Below are 21,830 nucleotides of genomic sequence, written 5' to 3'. Positions count from 1 at the left end.
TGCCGGCACCGGCCTCAGCGCGTCGTGTACGTCAGGTAGGCGAACTGGCCGACCCGCTCGACGCCCGTCAGCCGCAGCCGGGCCGAGGTCAGCCTCCTCGGCAGCAGCGGTGCACCGGCGCCGAGGGTGACCGGGGCGACGCCCAGGATCAGGTCGTCCAGCAGCCCGTGGTCGGCGAAGGAGCCGACCAGTTCACCGCCGCCCACCAGCCAGATGTTCCGGCCCCCGGCGGCGGTGGCCATGGCCTGGTGGACGGGGCGGACGTCGTCGCGCACGAAGGTGACGTCCGCCCCGGGGACGGCGGGCAGGTCCCGGTGGGTGAAGACCCAGGCAGGGGTGGTGCCGTAGTACTCGGTCCACTTCCCGGGCCGCTCCAGGAGGCGGTCGTGCTGCAGGATCCACTCGTACGTGGTGGCGCCCATCGCGAAGGCCCCGACGTCGGCGAAGAAGGCCCTGAAGCTCTCGAAGCCCTCCCCCTCGACCTCGAAGAGCCAGTCGAGGGAGTCGTCCGGGTCGGCGATGAAGCCGTCGAGGCTGGTCGCGGTGAAGTACTGGGTCCTCGTCACCCCCTCAGCTTCGCATCGGGGGGTGACCGATCGTCGGCACTACAGCAGTCCTTCCGCCACCGGGCCGAGGGACAGGACGGGCAGGAAGTTCAGCAGGGCGAGGATCAGGGCGGCGCCGGTGGCCAGGACGACGAAGTTGACCCCGTGCGGGCGCAGGGTGCCGACCGTGACCACGCCGGCCCGCTGGCGCGCGAGGCGCCCCGCCAGGGCCAGGACGAACACCACGGGGACGTAGCGGCCGATCAGCATGGCGACGACCATCAGCAGGTTGTGCAGGTCGGTGGCGCCGTTGAAGCCGGCCATCGCGCTGCCGTTGCCGGCCGTGTTGCTGGTGTACGCGTAGACGAGTTCGGTCAGGCCGTGCGGGCCGGGGTTGCCCATCGAGGAGCGCCCGCCGGGCAGGGCGACGGCGATGGCCGAGCACACCAGGATCGCGGTGGGCGCGACGAGCGCGTAGAGCACGACGTACCGCATCTCCCCGGTGCCGATCCGCTTGCGCAGGTACTCGGGCGTGCGGCCGACCATCAGGCCGCCGACGAAGACCGCGACGAGGACGGCCACGAGCAGTCCGTACAGGCCGCTCCCGGTGCCGCCGGGCGCGACCTCGCCGAGCATCATGCCCGCCAGCAGGACGCCGCCGCCGAGGCTGGAGAAGCTGTCGTACGAGGAGTTGGCGGCGCCGTCCGCCGAGGCGGTGGCCGACACGCCGAACAGGGTGCTCGCCGGGACGCCGAACCGGGTCTCGGTGCCCTCGGTCTGGCCGCCCACCGCGGCGCCGACGGTGCCGGTGTGGGCGCTCTGGGCGAGGTGGGCGGCGGCCAGCAGCAGGCCGAAGAGGATGCCGACCACCGCGAGGAGGGTCCAGCTCTGCTTCAGGCTGCCGACGAGCCGGCCGTAGGTGCGGATCAGGGCGGTCGGGATGAGGAGCATGAGCACGATCTCGAGCGTGTTGCTCCAGGCCGAGGGGTTCTCCAGGGGGTGGGCGCTGTTGGCGTTGAAGACACCGCCGCCGTCGCCCGACATCAGCTTGATGGACTCCCAGGAGCCGACGGGGGCGGCGAGCTGGTCGCTCCCCGACAGGTGCTGCGGCACGCCGAGGGCGATCAGCAGGAGTCCGGAGACGACCGCGAGGGGCAGGAAGACGCGGAAGACGCTGCGGACGAGGTCGACCCAGAAGTTGCCGAGCCGGTCGGTGTCGCGCCGGACCAGCCCCCGGACGAGGGCCAGCGCGACGCAGATGCCGACCGCGCCGGAGGCGAACGCCTGGGTGCCCAGGCCCGCCATGACGGCGAGGTGGCCGGTGGTGGACTCGCCCGCGTAGTTCTGCCAGCTGGTGTTGGTGGTGAAGCTGACGGCGGTGTGCAGGGCGAGCCTCCACGGCATGCCGTCGCGACCGAGCGACCACGGCAACCGGTCCTGCAGGGTGAACAGGGCGAACAGGGCGGCGATGCTCACGGCCGAGAAGGCCAGCAGCGCGAACAGGTAGTGCCGCCAGTCCTGTTCCTTGTCGGGGTCGACGCCGCACAGGCGGTAGAGGGCGCGCTCGGGTCTCAGGTGGCGGCCGCCCTCAAGGGCGCGTGCCATGTAGTCGCCGAGCGGGACGTGGAGGCCCACCACGACGGCGATGACGAGGGAGGCCTGGATCCAGCCGTACATGTCTGCTCTCACGCTCCGCGCGTCGGGTGGGTGCGGTCCAGGGCGGCGTTGAGCTCGACGACGTTGACGGCGGGCTCGCCGAGCACGCCGAGGGCGCGGCCGGTGGTGTACTTCGCGATCAGGGCGCGCACGGTGTCCTCGCCAAGCGCCCGCTCGCGGGCGACGCGGGGTGCCTGGAGGCCCGCGTACGCGGGGCTGATGTCGGGGTCGAGGCCGCTGGCGCCGGCGGTGACCGCGTCGACGGGGACCTCGGGGCGGGCCTGGGCGTCGCCGCGTACGGGGGTGACGACGGCGCGGGTGTAGTCGGCGCCGGGTTCCGCGCAGCGGACGGCCACGTGCTCGTAGGCCGTGAGGAACGGCCGGGCGGGGCAGGGCTGGTTGAGGCTGACGACGCGGGTCACGCGGCCCGTGGTGCCGCCCTGGCGGAAGACCCCGAGCACGGCGCCGACGCCGTCGGGGGTGCAGTAGGGGCGCGAACCGTCGACGTGCTCCCGCTCGCCGATCGCCTTGCTGCGCGAGCACACCTGGGTGAGCAGGCTGGGCCTGTCGGGGGTGTCGACGACGTTCTCGGCGCCCTGGTTGCCGGCGCCGGAGGCCGCGGTGTCGTAGCCGTCGCCCGCGTTGGAGGGGCGCGACTGGAAGTAGCCGGGCAGTGGGTCGCCCTGGGCGTCGGTGTAGGCCTTGCCGATGAGCGTGTCGCGTGAGGAGGCGTCCCGCAGGCCCGGCGCCTGGGCGAGCAGCGTCATGCCGAGGGGGTAGGCCAGTCCGACGAGGAGGGTGAGCGCGAGCACCATGCGGACGGCCGCGAGGTGGTGCGCGGCCCAGCGGGGCAGCGTGGAGGTACCGGTCATGGTCAGATCCCCGGGATGAACTGGACGAGGGCGACGTCGATGAGCTTGATCGCGAGGAACGGCACGACCACCCCGCCGAGGCCGTACACCCACAGGTTGCGGGTGAGCAGCGCCGAGGCGCTGCTGGGCCGGTAGCGCACGCCCCGCAGGGCGAGCGGGATCAGCGCGACGATGACGACGGCGTTGAAGACGACGGCCGACAGGATCGCCGAGGCGGGCGAGTGCAGCCGCATGATGTTCACGGCGTCGAGGGCCGGGTAGACCCCGCCGAACATCGCGGGGAGGATCGCGAAGTACTTGGCGATGTCGTTGGCGATCGAGAAGGCCGTCAGCGCGCCACGGGTGATGAGGAGTTGCTTGCCGATCTCGACGATCTCCACGATCTTCGTGGGGTCGGAGTCGAGGTCGACCATGTTGCCCGCCTCCTTGGCGGCCGAGGTGCCGGTGTTCATGGCGACGCCCACGTCCGCCTGGGCCAGTGCCGGGGCGTCGTTGGTGCCGTCGCCGGTCATGGCGACGAGGTGGCCGCCGGCCTGCTCGTGCTTGATCAGGGCGAGCTTGTCCTCGGGGGTCGCCTCGGCGAGGAAGTCGTCCACGCCCGCCTCCTCGGCGATGGCGCGGGCGGTCACCGGGTTGTCGCCGGTGATCATCACGGTGCGGATGCCCATCCGGCGCATCTCCTCGAAGCGTTCGCGCAGCCCGGGCTTGACGACGTCCTTGAGGTGGATGACGCCCAGGACGCGCGCGGGGCCGCCGCCGGCCGGGAGTTCGGCGACGGCGAGCGGCGTCCCGCCCGCGGCGGACACCTGCTCGACGTACACGTCCATGCCCGCCGGGACCGTTCCGCCCTCGTCGCGGACCCAGGCGGCGACCGCGGCGGCGGCACCCTTGCGCAGCTTCCTGCCTCCGGGGAGGTCCACCCCGGACATGCGGGTGGTGGCGCTGAAGGCCACCCACCGGGCGTCGGGCAGGTCCATCTCGTCGGCCTTGTGGTGGGACAGCGCGTAGTGCTCGCGGGCGTGGGCGACGATGGAGCGTCCCTCGGGGGTCCGGTCGGCGAGGCTCGACAGCAGCGCGGACTGGGCGAACCGTTCGGGCTCGACGGCCCCGACCGGCAGGAAGGCGCTCGCCTGCCGGTTGCCGTAGGTGATGGTGCCGGTCTTGTCGAGCAGGAGCGTGTTCACGTCGCCCGCGGCCTCGACGGCGCGGCCGGAGGAGGCGAGGACGTTGCGCTGCACCAGGCGGTCCATTCCCGCGATGCCGATGGCAGACAGCAGGGCGCCGATCGTCGTCGGGATGAGGCAGACGAGCAGCGAGACCAGGACGATGCCGGTGACGCCGTCGGCGGTGATCGCGGCGCTGTCGGGGGCGGCGCCCATGAAGCCCTTGGAGAAGATCGCCATGGGCTGCAGGGTGACGACGGCGACCAGGAAGACGAAGGTCAGCATGACGAGCAGCAGGTTGAGGGCGAGCTCGTTCGGCGTCTTCTGCCGGTTGGCGCCCTCGACCAGGCCGATCATCCGGTCCAGGAAGCTGCGTCCGGACTCCTGGGTGATGCGCACGACGATGCGGTCGGACAGCACCCTGGTGCCGCCGGTGACGGCCGAGCGGTCGCCACCCGCCTCGCGGATGACGGGTGCGGACTCGCCGGTGATGGCGGACTCGTCGACGCTGGCGACGCCCTCGACGACATCGCCGTCGCCAGGGATCGTCTCCCCGGCCTCGACGACGATGGTGTCACCGCGGCGCAGCGCGATGGCGTGCACCACCTTCTCGCCGTCCTCCGTCAGCCGGCGGGCGGTGGTCAGCTTGCGCATGCGGCGCAAGGAGTCGGCCTGGGCCTTGCCGCGGCTCTCGGCGACGGCCTCGGCGAGGTTGCCGAAGACGACGGTCAGCCAGAGCCACACCGTGATCAGCCAGCCGAACAGGGTTGGATGGACGAGGGCCAGCCCGGTGGTCAGGGCCGCGCCGACCTCGGTGACGAACATGATCGGGTTACGGACCAGCGTCACCGGGTTGAGCTTGCGCAGGGCGTCGGGAAAGGCGAGCCACAGCTGTCCGGGGTCGAGCAGTCCTGCGCCGACCCGGCGCTTCCCGTCGGCCTCCGGGGGAAGCGCGGGGCTTTCACGGTCCGGTCTGACGGGTGCGGGTGCGGTGGTCATCGGATTCCCTCCGCGACGATCAGGCGGACGGCGTACTCCACACTCACCGGACTCTCTCTTCTGGTGGATCGGGACCCGTGGACCGGGCCTCTTGGAACGGAAATGGGCATGGCGCACCTCCGGGCAGGGGGACGCGGGGACATCACCTGCCCGGAGGGCGTTCGGACGGCGTCGGGGACGCCTGGTCGTGGGGCCTTGGGGGCCCCGGGGCTCAGAGCCCGATGTCGCGGTTGCGGAAGTCGGCGAGCGACTCGCGACGGACCAGCAGCCGGGCCCGGCCCTCGTGGACCGCGACGACCGGCGGACGGCCGACGAGGTTGTACGTGGACGCCATCGACAGGTGGTAGGCGCCCGCGACCGGCACCGCCAGCAGGTCCCCGGGCCGGACGTCGGCCGGCAGGGGCACCGCGGAGGCGAGGATGTCACCGGCCTCGCAGTGCCGGCCGACCACGGTCATCAGGGCCGGTTCCTCCGTGGAGTGACGGCCGATCAGCCGGGGGCTGTAGCGCACCCCGTACAGCGCGGGCCGGGGGTTGTCGCTCATGCCGCCGTCGACGGCCACGAAGGTCTGTCCGCCGGTGCGCTTGACCGACAGCACGTGGTAGAGCGCGACACCGGCGGGGCCCACGATCGCGCGGCCCGGCTCCACCGTCAGCCGCGGCACCGGCAGCCCGGCGGCCGCGCAGCCCTCGGCGAGCTCGGCGCGTATCCGCGCGGACAGCGTCGTCAGGTCCATCGCCGCCTCGCCCGGCCGGTAGGCGACCGCGTGGCCGCCGCCCAGGTCCAGCTCCGGCAGCGTGACGCCGTGCTGCCTGCGTACGGCGGCCAGCAGCCCGACCAGCCGGCGCACGGCCGCGAGGTACGGCTTGACGCTGCTGATCTGCGAGCCCAGGTGGCAGTGGAGACCGACCAGTTCCAGCCGCGGCTGCTCCAGGACGCGCGCGATGGCGTGCTGCGCCGATCCGTCGGTCAGGGACAGCCCGAACTTCTGGTCGTCGGTGCCGGTGCGCACCGCGTTGTGGTGACCGGCGGCGATGCCCGGCACGATGCGGAGCAGCACCTTCTGCCGGTCCCCCGGCGGGACGTGGGCGGCCAGCCGGGCGATCTCGCCGGTGCTGTCGATCACGATCCGGCCCACGCCGAGGCGCAGCGCCGTGGCCAGGTCCTCCGGGCTCTTGGCGTTGCCATGGAGCAGGATGCGCTCCGGCGGGAAACCGGTGACGACCGCGAGCTCGAGCTCCCCGGCCGAGCAGACGTCGAGGCCGAGGCCCTCCTCGTCCACCCAGTGGGCCATGGCACGGCACATGAAGGCCTTGGCGGCGTACAGCACGTCGCCGTCGGGGAAGGCCGCGCGGTAGGCACGGCAGCGGTCGCGTACCTCGCCCTCGTCCAGGACGTAGGCGGGGGTGCCGAAGCGTTCGGCGATCTCCGTGAGGGGGACCCCGCCCACGGTGACCTCACCGTGGGGGGCGGAGGAGGCGGACGCGGGCCACACCGACAGGTCGGCGTCGGGGTACGCGGTCTCCAGGTGCTCGGTGACGAGAGTCATGACGGCGCTCCTTTCAGCCGATCCACAGGGCCAGGGCGTCGACCAGCGCGACCGCGCCGGTGACCCTGAGGACCCCGAGAGTCTGGGGGTCGAGCCGGCGACCGGTCTCCTCCGGTACGTCCGACACGGCGGGTGCGGCGAACTGCGGGTCCACGGTCAGTGCCGTGACGCCCAGCGGCCGGGCGAGCGACCGCAGCGCGGATTCCGACAGGGTGATCCACTGCTGGTCGGCGCCGAGCGTCTCGGTGAGGCGCTCGGTGGTGGTGAAGCCGACGGCTGTGCGGCCGCCCAGGGGCGTGCGGAACATGCGCGCGACGCATCCCACGGGTCCCGGCCGGACGGGGACGTACAACGTCTCCCGGTGTCGTCCGGCCGGGGACGGATCCGAAGGCTCGGGGTCGTCCCCGTACATGAGCTCTGTCATGGCTTCCTCCTGCTGCGGCACCTGCTGCGGTTCCTGGGGCGCCCCGGCCGGGGCCGGCGTTCCGGGACGCACCAGGGACGCTATGCCCGCCGCCTGGGGGGTGGGGGCGATCCCTGACGCGACGTTTACGGCGAGCGCGCGAACGTTAACGGCGCGGGTCGCGGGGGTGGGGCGGGCGGCGTCAGGATCGCGACAAGGACCCCTGGTCCGCGCGTTTCCGGGCGTTTCATGGAAGGCATGAGTGAGGTCCGCGAAGAGTGCGTCGTCGTCGGCGTCAGCGGCTCCCCCGGGAGCGTGGCGGCGCTGCGCCGGGCCGCCGAGGAGGCCCGGCGGCGGGAGTGCGTGCTGACCGTGGTCACCGCCTGGGAGACGGCCTGGGACGGTGCCGGTGCGACGCAGAACCGGTGGCCGCCGCCCCCGCCGGACCCCGACCGGTGGCGACGGCTGGCCCGGCGCCGGCTCCTCATGGCCTTGGACGCCGCCTTCGACGGCGACCTGCCGCTGGACCCCCCGCTGCGTCCGGTCCTCGCGCTGGGCCGTCCGGGACCGGCGCTGGTGGAGGTGGCCGGCGAGGGCGCGGGACTGCTGGTGGTCGGTGCCGGTTCCCACGGCCCCTGGCAGCGGCTCTTCGCGCCGTCCGTCGCGGCGCACTGCTTCACGCACGCCCGCTGCCCGGTACTGGCCGTGCCGTCCGCGCCCGGACTGCCGTCGGCCCGGGGTGGCGGGAGCGGGCGGCGGTTCGGCGCCAGGTGGCGCCGGGACGGATTCGTCACCCCCTGAGCCCGGCACCACGAGGGTCAACACCGCAGGGCAGGCATGGCCCTGCGGCGGTCCAACCCCGCAACCCACGCGGCGGGTTGGAAAACGGTCAGGGTCACGCGCCGGCCAGGGTCGCGCCCGGGACCGGCACGACGCGGAGGTGGACGGCGGTCCGCGGGTGCGGGCTTGGCTCGCGGCCAGGACGCGATATAGCGTTAGTTCGCGACCTGTGTATCGCGTCTCACCGAAGCCGCCGACCAGAACGGGGTGGGGACATGCCGGAGGAGATCCCGCCAGCGGGTGGACCGTCCGCTACGGGCGCGCCGCTCGCGCCGCCCCCGTTGCGGGCCTCGCACGCGGACCGGGACCGGGTGGTGGACGTCCTGACCGTGGCCGCGGGCGACGGGCGGCTGTCCGCCGACGAGCTGGACGAGCGCCTGGAGGCCGCCCTGTCGGCCCGTACGCTCGACGAACTGGCACCGCTCACCGCCGACCTTCCGGCGGCCGCGGGGGCGCCGGGCGTGGCCGCAACGGACGTCAAGGACCTGGTCCGGGTCGACCACCGCGGAGGTTCGTTCCGCCGCGTCGACCGGTGGGTCGTGCCGCGGCGCATGGAGGTCCGGTCGGAGTGGGGCGAGGTGCTGCTCGACTTCACCGGCGCCGTGATCACGCAGGACACCCTCCGCATCGACGTGGACGTCCGTGGCGGCTCCCTGGTGCTGGTGACGCGGCCCGGGATCGTGGTGGACGCCGACGAGCTGGCCGTCAGCTTCGGCAAGGTGGACATCCGGCCGGCGGCCGGCCCGGCGACACCGGTGGCCCTGCGCGTGGAGCTGGTGGGTGAGCTGGAGTTCGGGCAGGTGCGGGCGCGGCCGCCGCGGCGGACGTTCCTGCGGTGGCTCTTCCGCCGTCCCGCCGCGCTCCCGGCGCTCACCGGCTGATCCGGCGCGCGGCCACGGTGCGGGCGCCCCCGGTCCGGCCGTCTCGTCCCGCGGCGGGCCGGAGCCCGCGATACTGACCGGCGATGAGCCTCCGCATGGTGCCCCTGCGCTTCGGCATGCCCTACGGCGCGCCCTCCGCCGGTCCGTCACGGGAGGTCTACGTCCCTCCCGTCGAGGCGGGGGACGACGGTTTCAGCGAACTGATCTTCGCGGCCGAGACCGTGGCGGTCTGCGTCGTCGCGGCGCTGTTGGTCGTCTTCCTGGTGACGGACCGCCGGTCCCCCAAGCGGCGGGCCCGCCACCGCCGTTGACGCCAGTTGTCAGGCCGGGCCGGCCGGGCCCGCCCGGGCGGACGCGGCACCTCGTCAGCCCGATCCTGTTCCCCGCCGAGGCCCCGGCCGGCTGAAGGGCCCGGGCACGTCACACCGCGCGGCGCCGCACGAACTGACGCGGGGCGCCGAACTCGATGCGCCAGTCGTTGCTGCGCATCAAGGTCCCGCTGCCCCTGGGGTACTCGAAGTCGCAGGCGCCCCGCAGGGTGAACCCCAGGCGGCGGCACAGGGCGTTCGACGGTGCGTTCCGCACGGACGGGAAGGCGTGCAGCGCATGGGGAGCCCCCGGGGTGCGGGCGGCCTCGCGCACGACGGCGATCAGCGCGGCACCGGCCGCGGCTGCGATGCCCCTGCCCTGGTACGGCGGCAGGACGTTCCACCCGGTCTCGTAGACCGGTTCGCCCTGCCAGTCCCGGCGGTGGTACGCGATGCTGCCCACCGGCTCGTCGCCGAGGAGCACGGCGTACATGCGGCCCAGCCCGGCTTCCGGGAGGGCCAGGTAGCGCTGGTGCCGGGCGAGCAGCCGCTCCTCGGGCTCGGGGCCCCCGACGTGCCGCCGCATCTCGGGGGTGTTGATCCGCCGCAGGAGCGGAAGGTCCGCCTCCGACCAGGGCTCCAGGTGAACGTCCATGCGGAGGAGCCTGGCAGGGCCCCGTGGCGCCTTGCACCTTCGTTTCCCCCGGGGCGCACCCGGCGCGGGTACTGCGTGTGGCGGCGGGTACGATCTGCCGCGATGCGCAGTGACGGAGGAGCCGGCCGAGGCGGTGCGATACCCGCCCGCCTGAGCGGTGTTGTCCTCGTCCTGTGCGGGCTGCTCGCCGCCCTCGCGGTCTGCGGCCACTCCGGGGCGCCGGACGACCCGTACGGCCCCGCGCGGACCCTCGTCTCCTCGCACGTCGCCGACGAGGTGTGCACGGACGGCCATGACCCCGGCAGGCGCGGCAACGGCTGCTCCCCCGCGGAGCACACGCCGGTGACCCTGGGCTCCGCGCCCCTGCCGCACCTCGCCGGCGCGGAACTGCCGTCGGTGTGGCCGCCCGCGGCCGCCGCCGCGGGACTGCGTGCGCCGTCCCCCGGCACCGTGCGCTCCCTCGACCTGCACATGCTCCAGATCCAGCGGACGTAGAAGGGCCGACCGCACCGGCGGCGACCGCCGGTGCGCGCCGTACGTCATCCGCCCCTTCACCAGCACCGCCGTGTCACCGACGCGGCGGGGAATCAGGACATGCCATGGGTTCCCCCCATTCCAAGGCCAGGGCCACCGACCGCCGTGCGCGCGTCGAGGAGATACGCCGCCAGGAGCAGGCCCGCGAACGCCGCAACCGGATCATCACCGTCACCGCTTGCACGGCCATCCTCGTCGCGCTGGTCGGTGGCGGCGTCTACCTGGTCAACGCCGCCGGCGACGACGGCGCCGGCAGCGGGAAGACCGCGGCCGCCGGCTCCATCAGCGGGGAGAAGACGTGGTCCGGGCTCACGCAGAACCACGTCGACAAGACCGTCGACTACCCCATGAGCCCGCCCGCCGGCGGCGACCACAACCCCGTCTGGCAGAACTGCAACGGCGACGTCTACGACAAGCCCGTCACCGATGAGAACGCCGTGCACGCCCTGGAGCACGGCGCGGTGTGGGTCACGTACACCGACAAGGCGTCGGACGCCGACGTCAAGACGCTCGGCGCCCGCGTCTCGAAGACCCCGTACTCCCTGATGAGCCCTTACGCGGACCAGGCCTCACCGATCACCCTCACCGCGTGGGGCCACCAGTTGGGCGTCACCAAGGCCGACGATCCGCGCGTGGCGAAGTTCTTCGACACCTATGTGCAGGGCGACCAGACCCCCGAGCCCGGCGCGCCCTGCACCGGAGGCAAGGCCTCGTGACCGCCGCCCGGGGCGCGGGCAGGCCGCTGCTCGCGCTCGCCGGCGCCATGGCGCTGGTCATGGTCGCGGCCCTGGCCTTCACCCTGCTCACGGCACGGCCCAGCAGCGGGGGCACCCCGGCCACGGACTCACCCGACGCCGGCTTCGCGCGCGCCATGGCGATCCACCACCAGCAAGCGGTGGAGCTGTCCCTGATCGTCCGCGACCGCACGGACGACGAGGACGTCCGCAGGCTCGCCTACGACGTCATCAACACCCAGGCCAACCAGCGCGGCATGCTGCTCGGCTGGCTGGACGTCTGGGGGCTTCCCAAGTCGTCGTCGAAGCCGCCCATGACGTGGATGGGCCACGACACGGCCTACGCGCCCCACGACGGGTCGCTGATGCCGGGCATGGCCACGGACACCGAACTGCGACGGCTCGACGCGGCCCGGGGCAAGGCCGCCGCGGTCCTCTACCTCCAACTGCTCACCGCCCACCACAAGGGCGGCGTGGAGATGGCCGCCGCGGCCGCCGACCTCGCCCGGACCGACCAGGTACGGCGCTTGGCGGCGGGCATGGTCCAGGGCCAGGAGGCGGAGATACGCCTGATGGCGGACATGCTCGCGGCCCGCGGCGCGAGTCCGAACGCCTGATCCCGCCGGGGGCGCTCCCGGAAGCCGCTTGCCTCCGGGAGCGCCCCCGGCGGTCCCGCGGCCGGGGCCGGGCGCGTCGTGATCGGCCGGGCGTCGGTGCAGGTCACCGCCGTCTTATCGAAGTTGACAACGGTCACCGGTGCAGTCTTTGCCGATCGGTGTGCCGATGTGTTTCCCTGCGGGTGTCGTACCTGGAACGGGGAGGTCGCCGCACCATGAACGCGCACGATCACGAGCACGGGCACGGGCATGGGCATGGGCACGGGCACGGTGTGGCCGAGAACGCCGACCGGCGCTGGCTGGGGCTCGCGCTGGGGCTGATCGCCGGCTTCATGGCCGTCGAGGTCGTCGTCGGTCTGCTGGTGGGGTCCCTCGCGCTGCTCTCCGACGCCGCGCACATGCTCACCGACGCCGCCTCGATCGTGCTGGCGCTCGTCGCGATGCGGCTGGCGGCGCGCCCGGCGCGGGGCGGCTTCACGTACGGGCTCAAGCGCGCCGAGATCCTCTCGGCGCAGGCGAACGGCATCACCCTGCTGCTCCTCGCCGCGTGGCTGGCGTACGAGGCGGTGCGGCGGCTCGTCTCACCGCCCGACGTGGCGGGCGGCCCGGTGCTGGTCACCGCGCTGGCCGGAGTGGTCGTCAACGTCGGCGCCGCATGGTGCCTGTCGCGGGCCAACCGCACGTCCCTCAACGTCGAGGGCGCGTTCCAGCACGTGCTGAACGACCTGTACGCCTTCATCGGCACCGCCGTGGCGGGCCTGGTCGTCCTGCTGACCGGGTTCGTCCGCGCCGACGCCATCGCGACGCTCGTGGTGGTCGGCCTGATGCTCAAGGCGGGGTGCGGGCTGGTGCGCGACTCCGGGCGGATCTTCCTGGAGGCGGCCCCGGCAGGGCTGGACACGGACGAGGTGGGCGACCGCCTCGCCGCCCACGACGCCGTCACCGAGGTCCACGACCTGCACATCTGGACCATCACCTCCGGCCAGCCCGCCCTGTCGGCGCACGTCCTGGTCGAGCCGGGCGGTGACTGCCATGCCGTCCGGCGCGACCTGGAGCACCTGCTCGGCGCGGACTACGGGCTCACCCACACCACCCTGCAGGTCGACCACGCGCCCGCCGAGCTCCTCACCGTGGGCGGTGCCCCGGGCGCCGGGTCCGGTAGGGCGGACGGCCACTGCGGCGAGGCGCACGGTCCGGTGCACCGCGCCGGGCCGCACGGGCACTGACCCACCCGCTCAGCCGAGGCCCGGCACGAACTGCACCACGGCCATGTCGATGAGCTTGATGCCCAGGAACGGCAGGACCAGCCCGCCGATCCCGTACACCATCAGGTTGCGCCGCAGCAGGTCGCCCGCCGAGGAGGGCGTGTAGCGGACGCCGCGCAGCGCCAGCGGGATCAGCGCCACGATGATGAGGGCGTTGAAGATGATCGCCGAGGTGATCGCGGACGCCGGGCTGTGCAGCCGCATGACGTTGAGGGCGGACAGCCCGGGATAGGTCGCCGCGAACATCGCGGGGATGATCGCGAAGTACTTCGCCACGTCGTTGACGATGGAGAAGGTCGTCAGGGCACCCCGGGTGATGAGCAGTTGCTTGCCGACCTCGACGATCTCGATCAGCTTGGTGGGGTCGGAGTCCAGGTCCACCATGTTCCCGGCCTCCTTGGCGGCCGAGGTGCCGGTGTTCATCGCCACGCCCACGTCCGCCTGGGCCAGCGCCGGGGCGTCGTTGGTGCCGTCACCGGTCATCGCGACCAGGTTGCCGCCGGCCTGCTCCCGCTTGATGAGGGCGAGCTTGTCCTCCGGGGTCGCCTCGGCCAGCACGTCGTCGACGCCGGCCTCATCGGCGATGGCACGCGCGGTGAGCGGGTTGTCCCCGGTGACCATCACCGTGCGGATGCCCATCCGCCGCAGTTCCGCGAAGCGTTCGCGGATGCCGTCCTTGACGACGTCCTTGAGGTGGACGACGCCGAGGACCCGCGCGCCGTTCCAGTCGTCGAGGGCCACCAGCAGGGGGGTGCCGCCCGAGGCGCCGATGGCGTCCACCAGGTGACCTGCCTCCTCGGGGACCTGGCCCCCGCGACCGGTGACCCAGCCGGCCACCGTGCCGGCCGCGCCCTTGCGCACGGAGGCGCCCGCGCCGTCCTCCCAGCGCAGATCGACCCCGCTCATGCGGGTGCGGGCGGTGAAGGGCACGAAGCGGGTCTGTCCGAGCTCGCCCTCCGACGGGGCGCGCAGCCCGTACCGTTGCTTGGCCAGGACGACGATGGAGCGGCCCTCGGGGGTCTCGTCGGCGAGGCTGGAGACCTGCGCGGCCTGCGCGAGCTGCATGGCGTCGACGCCGGTGAGCGGGATGAACGCGGCGGCCCGGCGGTTGCCGAACGTGATGGTGCCGGTCTTGTCCAGCAGCAGGGTGGAGACGTCCCCGGCCGCCTCGACGGCACGCCCGGACATCGCCAGCACGTTGCGCTGCACGAGGCGGTCCATGCCGGCGATGCCGATCGCCGAGAGCAGCGCGCCGATGGTCGTCGGGATCAGGGTGACCAGCAGGGCCACGAGGACGACGGTGCTCTGCGCCGCGTCCGCGTAGGCGGCCATCGGCTGGAGGGTGACGACGACCAGGATGAAGACGATCGTGAGCGAGGCCAGCAGGATGTTGAGGGCGATCTCGTTGGGCGTCTTCTGCCGGGTGGCGCCCTCGACCAGGGCGATCATGCGGTCGAGGAAGGTCCGGCCCGGGCGGGAGGTGACGCGCACGACGATGCGGTCGGAGAGCACCTTCGTGCCGCCGGTGACCCCCGAACGGTCGCCGCCCGCCTCCCGGATCACGGGGGCGGACTCGCCCGTGATGGCCGACTCGTCGACGGCGGCGATCCCGTCGACGACCTCGCCGTCGCCCGGCACGGTCTCCCCCGCCTCGACGAGGACGACGTCGAACGGCTTCAGCTCGCCGGCGGGGATCGTCTGCTCGGTGTGGTCACGGCCGTAGGGGCGCCAGCCGGTCAGCCGCCGGGCGACGGTGTCGGTCCTGGTGCGGCGCAGCGCCTCGGCCTGGGCCTTGCCGCGGCCCTCGGCGACGGCCTCCGCCAGGTTGGCGAAGACGACGGTGAGCCAGAGCCAGGCGCTGATCACCCAGGCGAAGACGCTCGGATGCACGACCGCCGAGGCGGTGGTCAGCGCGGCGCCGGTCTCGACGACGAACAGGACGGGGGTGCGCACCATGCGGCGGGGGTCGAGCTTGCGCAGCGCCTCGGGCAACGCCTCCAGGAGCAGGCGGGGATCCAGCAGGCCTGCGGACACCTTGCGCCTGCCGCCGGGGCGTACGGGCGGCTGCGTGGGCGGGGCCGGGGTGCGGTCGGTCGAGGGAGCCAGGGGCTGCATGCTCGGGGTGCCTTCTGCTGGTCTGTTCACCGGTGGACGGTCACCAGCACACCGTCGCCGGGAGGACCGCGGCACGCTCCTGACAGGTCCTTTGCGGTACGGGAGGGCGATTCTGACGCGGCGTTGACGTGCCCGTGCGCGCGCAGGTGACGCCGCCACGGCAAGCGGGCGGGGCGCGCGTCAGGGCGCCGTCAGGAATCGCCGCCGGTCCTTGTCCGCGGATCCGCCGCGGCATTGGATGGGGAGCGTGAACAGCGGCCCGCGCCATGACGACCGGCCACCCCATCGGGTGCCGCCGGTACCGCGCGCTGTCCTCCCGCCGGTGTCCTGAGGGCACCGGTTTCCCGTGGCCGCCCCGGGCGGCCGCCCCTGTTCCCCGTACGCGAGCGCCGTCACCCGTGTGTCCGGCGCGATGTGGCGTACCGAACCACGGAGTGGTCCATGTCTGCGTCCTTCGTCCCCGTCGTCCCCCCGCGCACCGCCCTGGTCACCGGGGCGACGTCCGGCATCGGGTGGGAGACCGCCCGGCTGCTCGCCGAGCGGGGCTGCACGGTCATCGTCCACGGTCGCGACACGGAGTCGGCGCACCACGCGGTGGAGCGGCTGGTGGCGGCCGGCACCGAACGGGTCCGGCTGCGCCTGGCGGTGGCCGACTTCACCCGGCTCTCCGAGGTCCGCCACCTGGCGGCCACCGTGCGGGGCCTGCATCCCGCGCTGGACGTCCTCGTCAACAACGCCGCGGTCGTCGCGCCGGAGCGCCACACCCTCACGGCCGACGGCCACGAGATCTCCTTCCAGGTGAACTTCCTCGCGGCCTACCTGCTCACGCGTGAGCTGGCCGGCCCGCTGGCGGCGCGCCCCGGCGCCCGGGTGGTCAACGTGTCGTCCGCGACGCACCGGTCGGCCTCCCTGGCGTGGAGCGACCTGAACCGTTCCCGCCGCTACTCGCGGCACGCCGCGTACGCCCAGTCGCAGCTGGCCCTCACCGTCTTCGCCCGGGCGGCCGCGCCGGCCGGCGTCACGGCCGTCAGCGTGCACCCGGGGGTGTGCGAGACGCGTCTGCTGCCGCTGTACGCGCACGAGGGCGAGCCCGCTGCCGAGGGCGCCGCGCGGGTGGCCCGGCTGTGCGACCCGGAGACCGAACTCGTCCCGGGCGCCTACTACGACCGGGCCACGCTCGCCCCGGCCGCCCGGACCGCGGTCGAGGACCGCACGGTGCACCGTCTGTGCAAGGTCGCCGACCTGCTCGTCACCGCCTGAGGGGAGGACCACCGTGTCCAAGCGTGCCCGCAAGAAGAGGGCCAGGCGCAAGAAGGGCGCCGGCCACGGCAACAAGCCCGGCCAGGGCTGATGTCCTCACGGCGGTGCGGACCGCAGGGTCGACGACCCCGGTCCGCACCGCCGTCCGTTTCGCAGCACGTACCACGGCGTACGCGGAAGGTGTGATCACCGGTGATCGAAGTCCCCTCCCTGGACGGCTGGTTCCCCTCCGGGGTGCCCGGGCCCGCGGCGCTCGCGGAGCACGTGGAGGCGACCGGCAACGGGCAGTGGTGGGCCGACCGGGCGGTCGGGCCCCGCGCGGTCGCGGTGGCGTGCGCGGACCACGTGCTGCTGGAGGGCGATCCCCGGTACCTCGACCCGGACGCGCTCGCTGCCCTGGGGAACGACGGCTACGTCCTGGCGCGCACGGCTTTCCTGCCGGTCCTGGGGGCGGCGTTCGACCGGATCGTGCCCTGGGAGCGGATGATCTGGGTGCAGTCGCGGCCGGTGCCGCGGAGGCTGCCGCCGCGGGACGTGGTGGTGCGCAGGCTGGCGCCGGGAGACGGAGCGGCCGTGGCCGGCGCGGGCGACGACGCCGCCTGGATCAGCCGTAGTTGGGGCGGTGCGCACGGGCTCGCAGCGTCGGGCCACGCGTGGGGGGCGTTCCGCTCGGGCCGCCTGGTCTCGCTGGCGTGCACGTACTTCCTCGGCGGCGTGTACGAGGACCTCGCGGTCGTCACGCTGCGCGGCCACCGCCGCGAGGGCCTGGCACTCGCCTGCCTGTCGGGCCTGTGCGGCGACGTCGCGGCCCGCGGTCGCACACCCAGCTGGACCTGCTCGCGCGGGAACCGGCCCAGCCGGCGGCTGGCCTGGACGGCGGGTTTCCGGCTGTTCGGCGAGTACGTCCACTACGGCGTCGGGCGGCCCGCGGCAGCGGGCCGCCCGGGTGGGGTCACGCGCGCCGTCAAGGCACGTTGACCGCCGGCCCGGCCCGCTCCGACGCGGGTCAGGCGGGCGACGCGGGCGGACGACCAACGAACGCACCCCGCCCGGTGGGCCCCCACCGGGCGGGGTGCGGTGCGTCGGCTCAGGGCTCGAAGCGGTAGCCCATGCCCGGCACGGTGATCAGGTGGCGCGGGTGGGCGGGGTCCGGCTCCAGCTTGTGCCGGAGGGTGGCGAGGTAGACCCGCAGGTAGTTGGTGCGTTTCTCGTTGCCCGGGCCCCATACGTCGCGCAGCAGCTGGCGCCCGGTGATCAGGCGCCCGGGATTGCGCAGCAGCGGGGCGAGCAGCCGCCACTCGGTGGGCGTGAGCCGCGGGGCCGCACCCTTGCCGGAGCGGCGCTCGACGGTGAACGCGCCCAGGTCGACGCGGTAGTCCGCGATGGTGACCGTCTCCGGCTCCTCCAGGACAGGCGGGCGGCGCAGCACGGCGCGCAGCCGGGCCGCCAGTTCGTCCATGGAGAACGGCTTGGTCACGAAGTCGTCGGCCCCCGCGTCCAGCGCCTCGACCTTGTCGGCAGGCCCGGTCCGCCCGGACAGCACGATGATGGGCAGCGGGCTCCAGGCCCGCACGCCGTGGATGATGTCGGTGCCGGACATATCGGGCAGGCCGAGGTCGAGGATGAGGGCGTCGGGCGGCTGCCGGGACACCAGCAGCAGTGCCGTGGTGCCGTCGGGGGCGGTGGCGACGGCGTAGTGACGTGCCGTCAGGTTGATGTCCAGCGCCTTCAGGATCTGCGGTTCGTCGTCGACGATCAGGACGCGCCTCATGTCAGCGCCTCCTCCCCGCCGGTGGGGGCGGCGGGCACGTCGGCCGGACCGCCGGCGGTGGGCAGGGACAGGACCATGGTGAGACCTCCGCCAGGGGTGTCCTCGGGGGTGAGGGTGCCGCCCATGGCCTCGGTCAGGCCGCGCGAGAGGGCGAGCCCGAGACCGAGGCCGGTGGTGTTGTCGGTGTCGCCGAGCCGCTGGAAGGGTTCGAAGACCCTCTCCCGGTCGGCGGGTCGGAGGCCGGGTCCGCGGTCCGCGACGCGCAGCTCGATGCGGGGGCCGAGGGCGCTGGCGCTGACCAGGACCGCGGTGCCTTCCGGGGCGTACCGCTGGGCGTTGGTCACCAGGTTGGCGATGACACGTTCCAGGAGCGGCGGGTCGGCCAGCGCGAACGGTACGTCCGCCAGGCCCCGGGTGGTGACGGGGACCGTGCTCTCGGCCAGGCTGTCGAGGGCGAGCGAGGCCGCTTCGGCCACGGAGGCGGGCTCGAGGGCCAGGCTGAGCGCGCCGGCCTGCAGCCGGCTCATGTCGAGGAGGTTGTCCACCAGCCGGTTGAGCCGGTCCAGGGACACCTCTGCGGTGGCCAGCAGTTCCTCCTGGTCCTCGGCGGAGAACTCGACCTCCCGGCTGCGCAGCGAGCTGACGGCCGCCCAGGCGCCGGCCAGCGGGGTGCGCAGGTCGTGGCTGACCGCCGCGAGCAACGCCGTCCGCATGCGGTCGGCCGCCCTGACGGGCTCCACCTCCGCTGCGGCCTCGGCAAGCCGGGCCCGTTCCAGCGCGGAGGCCACGTGCCCGGCGAAGGCGATGAGCACACGCCGCTCCGATGCCGCCAGGCGGCGGCCGCGCAGGACGAGGACGTCGTCCGGTCCGACGGGCACGGCCACCACGCCGTCCGCGGGGTCGTCCACCGGCACCGCCCCGCCGTCGGAGCCGTGCACGAGCTCGGCCGACTCCATGCCGAAGGCCTCCCGCGTTCGGTGCAGCAGGGCCTCGACGGCCTGGTCGCCGCGCAGGATGCTCCCGGCGAGGGAGGACAGCGTCTCGGCCTCGGCGGTGGCGTTGGCCGCGCGTCTGGACAGCCGCAGCGAGCGGTCCACGATCGTCGCGACGGTCACGGCGACGAGCGCGAACACGGCGAGCGCCAGCATGTTGTTGGTCTCGCCGATGGTGAACCGGCCGATGGGCGGTATGAAGTAGTAGTTCAGCAGCAGGGACGCGGTCAGGGACGCGAGCAGCGCGGAGACGACGCCGCCGATGCAGGCGACGCCGACCACGGTCAGCAGGAAGAGCAGCGCCTCGCTGGTGAGGTTCAGATGGCCCCGGCTGTTGGCGAGCACCGCGGTGAGCAGGGCGGGCAGGACCAGTCCCGCGACGGGGCCCGCCACCTTCCGCGCCGTGGGCAGCGAGCTGCCGGTGGCGGGCAGGAGGCGGCCGCGTCCCGCGCGCTCGTGGGTGACCATGTGGACGTCGATGTCGCCGGAGCGTTCCACGATGGTCTCGCCGACCCCGCGCCCGGTGAGGAACTGCGAGAGCCGCCCGCGCCGGCTGGTACCCATCACCAGCTGGGTGGCGCTCTCGGCCCGCGCGAAGTCCAGCAGGGCGTCGGGGACGTGGTCCCCGACGACGGAATGGAGGGTGCCGCCGAGGCTCTCCACGAGGGCCCGCTGTTTGGCCAGGGCGGCGGGCGAGGCGTCGGCCAGTCCGTCGCTGCGCACGATGTGGACGGCGAGCAGGTCGCCGCCGGCGGACCGGGCGGCGATCCGGGCGGCGCGGCGGATGAGGGTGCCGCCCTCCGGGCCGCCGGTGACGGCGACCACGACACGCTCCCGCGTCTCCCAGACGCGTCCGATGCCGTGCTCGGAGCGGTACTTCTGCAGCGCCTCGTCCACCCGTCCGGCGACCCAGAGCAGGGCGAGTTCGCGCAGCGCGGTGAGGTTGCCGACGCGGAAGTAGTTCGACAGGGCGGCGTCGACCTTCTCCGGGGCGTAGACGTTGCCGTGGGCCATCCGGCGGCGCAGTGCCTCGGCGGGCATGTCGACGAGCTCGATCTGGTCGGCGCGGCGGACGACCTCGTCCGGGACGGTCTCCCGCTGCGGCACGCCGGTGATCTTCTCGACGACGTCGTTGAGCGACTCCAGGTGCTGGATGTTGACGGCGGTGATCACGTCGATCCCCGCCCTGAGGAGCACCTCGATGTCCTGCCAGCGCTTGGCGTGGCGGCCGCCGGGGATGTTGGTGTGGGCCATCTCGTCGACGAGTGCCACCTGCGGCGCGCGGGCGAGGACGGCGTCGAGGTCCATCTCGGTGAAGACGGTGCCCCGGTAGTCGCGTTCCGCGCGGGGCACGACCTCCAGACCGTCGAGCATCTCCTCCGTGAGCGGCCGCTTGTGGCACTCGACGTACCCCACGACGACGTCGGTGCCCCGGGCGCCCCGGCGGCGTGCCTCGTCGAGCATGCGGTAGGTCTTCCCGACTCCGGGGGCCGCCCCGAGGAAGACCTTGAGTCTGCCGGGCCGTCCGCGGGGAGTGCCGGCCGGGGCCGGGACGACTGGCTGCGTCACCGGGAGTCCTTCCTTGTGCGGGTGTCACGCCGCCCGGCGGCGCAGGTGTTCCCTGCGCCGCCGGGCGGCGTGGTACGGGCGGTTCGACGGTGACGGGACGTCACTTCAGCTCGGTGAGCGCCTGGTTGAGTTCCACCACGTTGACGCGCTCCGCGCCGAGGAAGCCGAGGGTCCGGCCCTGGACGTGGTCCTCCACCAGCTTGCGCACGGCGGCGGCGTCCAGGCCGCGGGCCTGGGCGACCCGCTCGACCTGCTCGCGGGCGTACTCGGGCGAGATGTGCGGGTCGAGGCCGGAGCCGGAGGCCGTGACGGCGTCGACCGGCACGTCCTCGGGGGCCACGCCGTTGAACTCGGCGACCGCGGCCCGGCGTTCCTTGATGGTCTTCACCAGGTCCTCGTCGTTCGGGCCGAGGTTGGAGGCGCCGGTGACCAGCGGGTCGTAGCCGCCGGGTCGCGGCTGGAACCACTTCGGGTCCGGCTGGGCGACCTCGTCGGCGTCGTCCGGGTCCTTCTTCGGGAGGGTGAAGTTCTGGCCGATGAGGCTGGAACCGACGGTCTTGCCGTCCTGGGTGATCCTGGAGCCGTTGGCCTGGTCGGAGAACGCCGCCTGGGCGACGCCGGTGACGGCCAGCGGGTACGCGATGCCCAGGAGCACCGTGAACACCAGCAGCATCCGCAGGGCGGCCACGTGGTTGCGGACCACGGTGGGCAGGGAGCCGAACATGATGGGTTGCCTTCTTCTGTCAGCTGAGGCCGGGGATGAACTGGATGATCAGGTCGATCGCCTTGATGCCGACGAACGGCAGCACGAGACCGCCCAGGCCGTAGACCCAGATGTTGCGGGTCAGCAGCGCGGAGGCCGACGACGGCCGGTAGCGCACGCCGCGCAGGGCGAGCGGGATCAGCACGACGATGATCAGGGCGTTGAAGATGATCGCCGAGGAGATCGCCGACGTCGGGCTGTGCAGCTGCATGATGTTGAGCTTGTCCAGGCCCGGGTAGGCGATCGCGAACATCGCGGGGATGATCGCGAAGTACTTCGCCACGTCGTTGGCGATGGAGAAGGTGGTCAGCGCGCCGCGGGTGATGAGCAGCTGCTTGC

At 73.5% G+C, this 21,830-nt stretch carries 20 protein-coding genes and 1 pseudogene; 9 read left to right on the top strand and 12 right to left on the bottom strand.

Going from position 1 to position 21,830, the window contains the following annotated elements:
* Window positions 1-14 precede the first annotated feature (14 nt).
* From PV341_RS24050 to PV341_RS24025, 6 genes are all read right to left on the bottom strand, one after another.
* Complete coding sequence (locus tag PV341_RS24050) at window positions 15-566, bottom strand: dihydrofolate reductase family protein (protein WP_500329350.1); 552 nt, start codon at window positions 564-566, stop codon at window positions 15-17.
* A gap of 39 nt (window positions 567-605) precedes the next feature.
* Window positions 606-2,234 (bottom strand): potassium-transporting ATPase subunit KdpA, encoded by a 1,629-nt coding sequence (gene kdpA / locus PV341_RS24045; protein WP_500329349.1) that lies wholly within the window; start codon window positions 2,232-2,234, stop codon window positions 606-608.
* Window positions 2,231-3,073 carry a potassium-transporting ATPase subunit C gene (locus PV341_RS24040; RefSeq protein ID WP_500329348.1) on the bottom strand — a complete coding sequence of 281 codons (843 nt, stop codon included), beginning with the start codon at window positions 3,071-3,073 and terminating at the stop codon, window positions 2,231-2,233. Before PV341_RS24040 ends, kdpA begins: the two co-directional genes overlap by 4 nt.
* A 2-nt stretch (window positions 3,074-3,075) precedes the next feature.
* Window positions 3,076-5,235: a potassium-transporting ATPase subunit KdpB gene (gene kdpB, locus PV341_RS24035; protein ID WP_500329347.1), complete on the bottom strand. Its 2,160-nt coding sequence runs from the start codon at window positions 5,233-5,235 to the stop codon at window positions 3,076-3,078.
* A gap of 211 nt (window positions 5,236-5,446) precedes the next feature.
* Window positions 5,447-6,784 (bottom strand): diaminopimelate decarboxylase, encoded by a 1,338-nt coding sequence (lysA, locus tag PV341_RS24030; protein WP_500358944.1) that lies wholly within the window; start codon window positions 6,782-6,784, stop codon window positions 5,447-5,449.
* 13 nt (window positions 6,785-6,797) lie between these two features.
* The gene (locus tag PV341_RS24025; RefSeq protein ID WP_499509435.1) at window positions 6,798-7,208 is read right to left on the bottom strand and encodes an SAV_915 family protein; all 411 of its coding nucleotides are present in this window, start codon (window positions 7,206-7,208) and stop codon (window positions 6,798-6,800) included.
* Between the two features lie 237 nt (window positions 7,209-7,445).
* On the opposite strand from PV341_RS24025, the gene PV341_RS24020 reads away from it, so the two are divergent.
* The 3 genes from PV341_RS24020 to PV341_RS24010 all read left to right on the top strand — a co-directional run bounded on the left by PV341_RS24020 (window position 7,446) and on the right by PV341_RS24010 (window position 9,219).
* Window positions 7,446-7,988, top strand: a complete 543-nt coding sequence (locus PV341_RS24020; protein WP_500329345.1) for a universal stress protein — start codon at window positions 7,446-7,448, stop codon at window positions 7,986-7,988.
* A gap of 254 nt (window positions 7,989-8,242) precedes the next feature.
* Window positions 8,243-8,908, top strand: a complete 666-nt coding sequence (locus PV341_RS24015) for a DUF1707 SHOCT-like domain-containing protein (RefSeq protein ID WP_500358943.1) — start codon at window positions 8,243-8,245, stop codon at window positions 8,906-8,908.
* 83 nt (window positions 8,909-8,991) lie between these two features.
* Window positions 8,992-9,219 (top strand): hypothetical protein, encoded by a 228-nt coding sequence (locus tag PV341_RS24010; protein ID WP_500358942.1) that lies wholly within the window; start codon window positions 8,992-8,994, stop codon window positions 9,217-9,219.
* Window positions 9,220-9,328: 109 nt separating this feature from the next.
* Here PV341_RS24010 and PV341_RS24005 read toward each other — a convergent pair whose 3' ends face one another.
* Complete coding sequence (locus tag PV341_RS24005; RefSeq protein WP_500329342.1) at window positions 9,329-9,871, bottom strand: GNAT family N-acetyltransferase; 543 nt, start codon at window positions 9,869-9,871, stop codon at window positions 9,329-9,331.
* 102 nt (window positions 9,872-9,973) lie between these two features.
* Here PV341_RS24005 and PV341_RS24000 point away from each other — a divergent pair, with 102 nt between their 5' ends.
* The 4 genes from PV341_RS24000 to PV341_RS23985 all read left to right on the top strand — a co-directional run bounded on the left by PV341_RS24000 (window position 9,974) and on the right by PV341_RS23985 (window position 12,982).
* Complete coding sequence (locus PV341_RS24000; protein ID WP_500329341.1) at window positions 9,974-10,366, top strand: hypothetical protein; 393 nt, start codon at window positions 9,974-9,976, stop codon at window positions 10,364-10,366.
* A 104-nt stretch (window positions 10,367-10,470) separates the two neighbouring features.
* Window positions 10,471-11,121, top strand: coding sequence for a thioredoxin-like domain-containing protein (locus tag PV341_RS23995; RefSeq protein WP_500329340.1), 651 nt, complete (start codon window positions 10,471-10,473; stop codon window positions 11,119-11,121).
* Window positions 11,122-11,168: 47 nt separating this feature from the next.
* The gene (locus PV341_RS23990) at window positions 11,169-11,756 is read left to right on the top strand and encodes a DUF305 domain-containing protein (protein ID WP_500329411.1); all 588 of its coding nucleotides are present in this window, start codon (window positions 11,169-11,171) and stop codon (window positions 11,754-11,756) included.
* A gap of 215 nt (window positions 11,757-11,971) precedes the next feature.
* Window positions 11,972-12,982 carry a cation diffusion facilitator family transporter gene (locus PV341_RS23985; RefSeq protein WP_500358941.1) on the top strand — a complete coding sequence of 337 codons (1,011 nt, stop codon included), beginning with the start codon at window positions 11,972-11,974 and terminating at the stop codon, window positions 12,980-12,982.
* Between the two features lie 9 nt (window positions 12,983-12,991).
* Here PV341_RS23985 and kdpB (PV341_RS23980) read toward each other — a convergent pair whose 3' ends face one another.
* Window positions 12,992-15,136 (bottom strand): potassium-transporting ATPase subunit KdpB, encoded by a 2,145-nt coding sequence (gene kdpB / locus PV341_RS23980; RefSeq protein WP_500329338.1) that lies wholly within the window; start codon window positions 15,134-15,136, stop codon window positions 12,992-12,994.
* A gap of 441 nt (window positions 15,137-15,577) precedes the next feature.
* On the opposite strand from kdpB (PV341_RS23980), the gene PV341_RS23975 reads away from it, so the two are divergent.
* Window positions 15,578-16,396, top strand: coding sequence for an SDR family NAD(P)-dependent oxidoreductase (locus PV341_RS23975; RefSeq protein WP_500329337.1), 819 nt, complete (start codon window positions 15,578-15,580; stop codon window positions 16,394-16,396).
* Between the two features lie 192 nt (window positions 16,397-16,588).
* Entirely contained in the window at window positions 16,589-17,374 is a 786-nt protein-coding gene (locus PV341_RS23970; protein ID WP_500329336.1) for a GNAT family N-acetyltransferase, read from the top strand.
* A 109-nt stretch (window positions 17,375-17,483) separates the two neighbouring features.
* Here the strand turns inward: PV341_RS23970 and PV341_RS23965 are convergent, their stop codons facing one another.
* The 4 genes and pseudogenes from PV341_RS23965 to PV341_RS23950 all read right to left on the bottom strand — a co-directional run.
* Entirely contained in the window at window positions 17,484-18,167 is a 684-nt protein-coding gene (locus tag PV341_RS23965) for a response regulator (protein ID WP_500358940.1), read from the bottom strand.
* Window positions 18,164-20,728 carry a sensor histidine kinase gene (locus tag PV341_RS23960; protein WP_500358939.1) on the bottom strand — a complete coding sequence of 855 codons (2,565 nt, stop codon included), beginning with the start codon at window positions 20,726-20,728 and terminating at the stop codon, window positions 18,164-18,166. The genes PV341_RS23965 and PV341_RS23960 overlap by 4 nt, the downstream gene beginning before the upstream one ends.
* Window positions 20,729-20,828: 100 nt before the next feature.
* Window positions 20,829-21,452 (bottom strand): potassium-transporting ATPase subunit KdpC, encoded by a 624-nt coding sequence (gene kdpC / locus PV341_RS23955; protein ID WP_500358938.1) that lies wholly within the window; start codon window positions 21,450-21,452, stop codon window positions 20,829-20,831.
* A 19-nt stretch (window positions 21,453-21,471) separates the two neighbouring features.
* Window positions 21,472-21,830 (bottom strand): annotated as a pseudogene (locus PV341_RS23950) (potassium-transporting ATPase subunit B); the annotation flags it as partial.

It is taken from the genome of Streptomyces sp. PA03-1a, from assembly GCF_033792805.1.
Classification (GTDB): domain Bacteria; phylum Actinomycetota; class Actinomycetes; order Streptomycetales; family Streptomycetaceae; genus Actinacidiphila.
This window is presented reverse-complemented; position numbering and strand designations above follow the sequence as displayed.

Excerpts from the sequence above, each read along its gene's own strand:
- PV341_RS24025 (WP_499509435.1), bottom strand. The coding sequence starts at position 7,208 with ATGACAGAGCTCATGTACGGGGACGACCCCGAGCCTTCGGATCCGTCC.
- lysA (WP_500358944.1), bottom strand. The coding sequence starts at position 6,784 with ATGACTCTCGTCACCGAGCACCTGGAGACCGCGTACCCCGACGCCGAC.
- PV341_RS24010 (WP_500358942.1), top strand. The coding sequence starts at position 8,992 with ATGAGCCTCCGCATGGTGCCCCTGCGCTTCGGCATGCCCTACGGCGCG.
- PV341_RS24005 (WP_500329342.1), bottom strand. The coding sequence starts at position 9,871 with ATGGACGTTCACCTGGAGCCCTGGTCGGAGGCGGACCTTCCGCTCCTG.
- PV341_RS23995 (WP_500329340.1), top strand. The coding sequence starts at position 10,471 with ATGGGTTCCCCCCATTCCAAGGCCAGGGCCACCGACCGCCGTGCGCGC.
- PV341_RS23985 (WP_500358941.1), top strand. The coding sequence starts at position 11,972 with ATGAACGCGCACGATCACGAGCACGGGCACGGGCATGGGCATGGGCAC.
- kdpB (WP_500329338.1), bottom strand. The coding sequence starts at position 15,136 with ATGCAGCCCCTGGCTCCCTCGACCGACCGCACCCCGGCCCCGCCCACG.
- PV341_RS23975 (WP_500329337.1), top strand. The coding sequence starts at position 15,578 with ATGTCTGCGTCCTTCGTCCCCGTCGTCCCCCCGCGCACCGCCCTGGTC.
- PV341_RS24040 (WP_500329348.1), bottom strand. The coding sequence starts at position 3,073 with ATGACCGGTACCTCCACGCTGCCCCGCTGGGCCGCGCACCACCTCGCG.
- PV341_RS23965 (WP_500358940.1), bottom strand. The coding sequence starts at position 18,167 with ATGAGGCGCGTCCTGATCGTCGACGACGAACCGCAGATCCTGAAGGCG.
- PV341_RS23990 (WP_500329411.1), top strand. The coding sequence starts at position 11,169 with ATGGCGCTGGTCATGGTCGCGGCCCTGGCCTTCACCCTGCTCACGGCA.
- kdpC (WP_500358938.1), bottom strand. The coding sequence starts at position 21,452 with ATGTTCGGCTCCCTGCCCACCGTGGTCCGCAACCACGTGGCCGCCCTG.
- PV341_RS24000 (WP_500329341.1), top strand. The coding sequence starts at position 9,974 with ATGCGCAGTGACGGAGGAGCCGGCCGAGGCGGTGCGATACCCGCCCGC.
- PV341_RS24015 (WP_500358943.1), top strand. The coding sequence starts at position 8,243 with ATGCCGGAGGAGATCCCGCCAGCGGGTGGACCGTCCGCTACGGGCGCG.
- PV341_RS24020 (WP_500329345.1), top strand. The coding sequence starts at position 7,446 with ATGAGTGAGGTCCGCGAAGAGTGCGTCGTCGTCGGCGTCAGCGGCTCC.
- kdpB (WP_500329347.1), bottom strand. The coding sequence starts at position 5,235 with ATGACCACCGCACCCGCACCCGTCAGACCGGACCGTGAAAGCCCCGCG.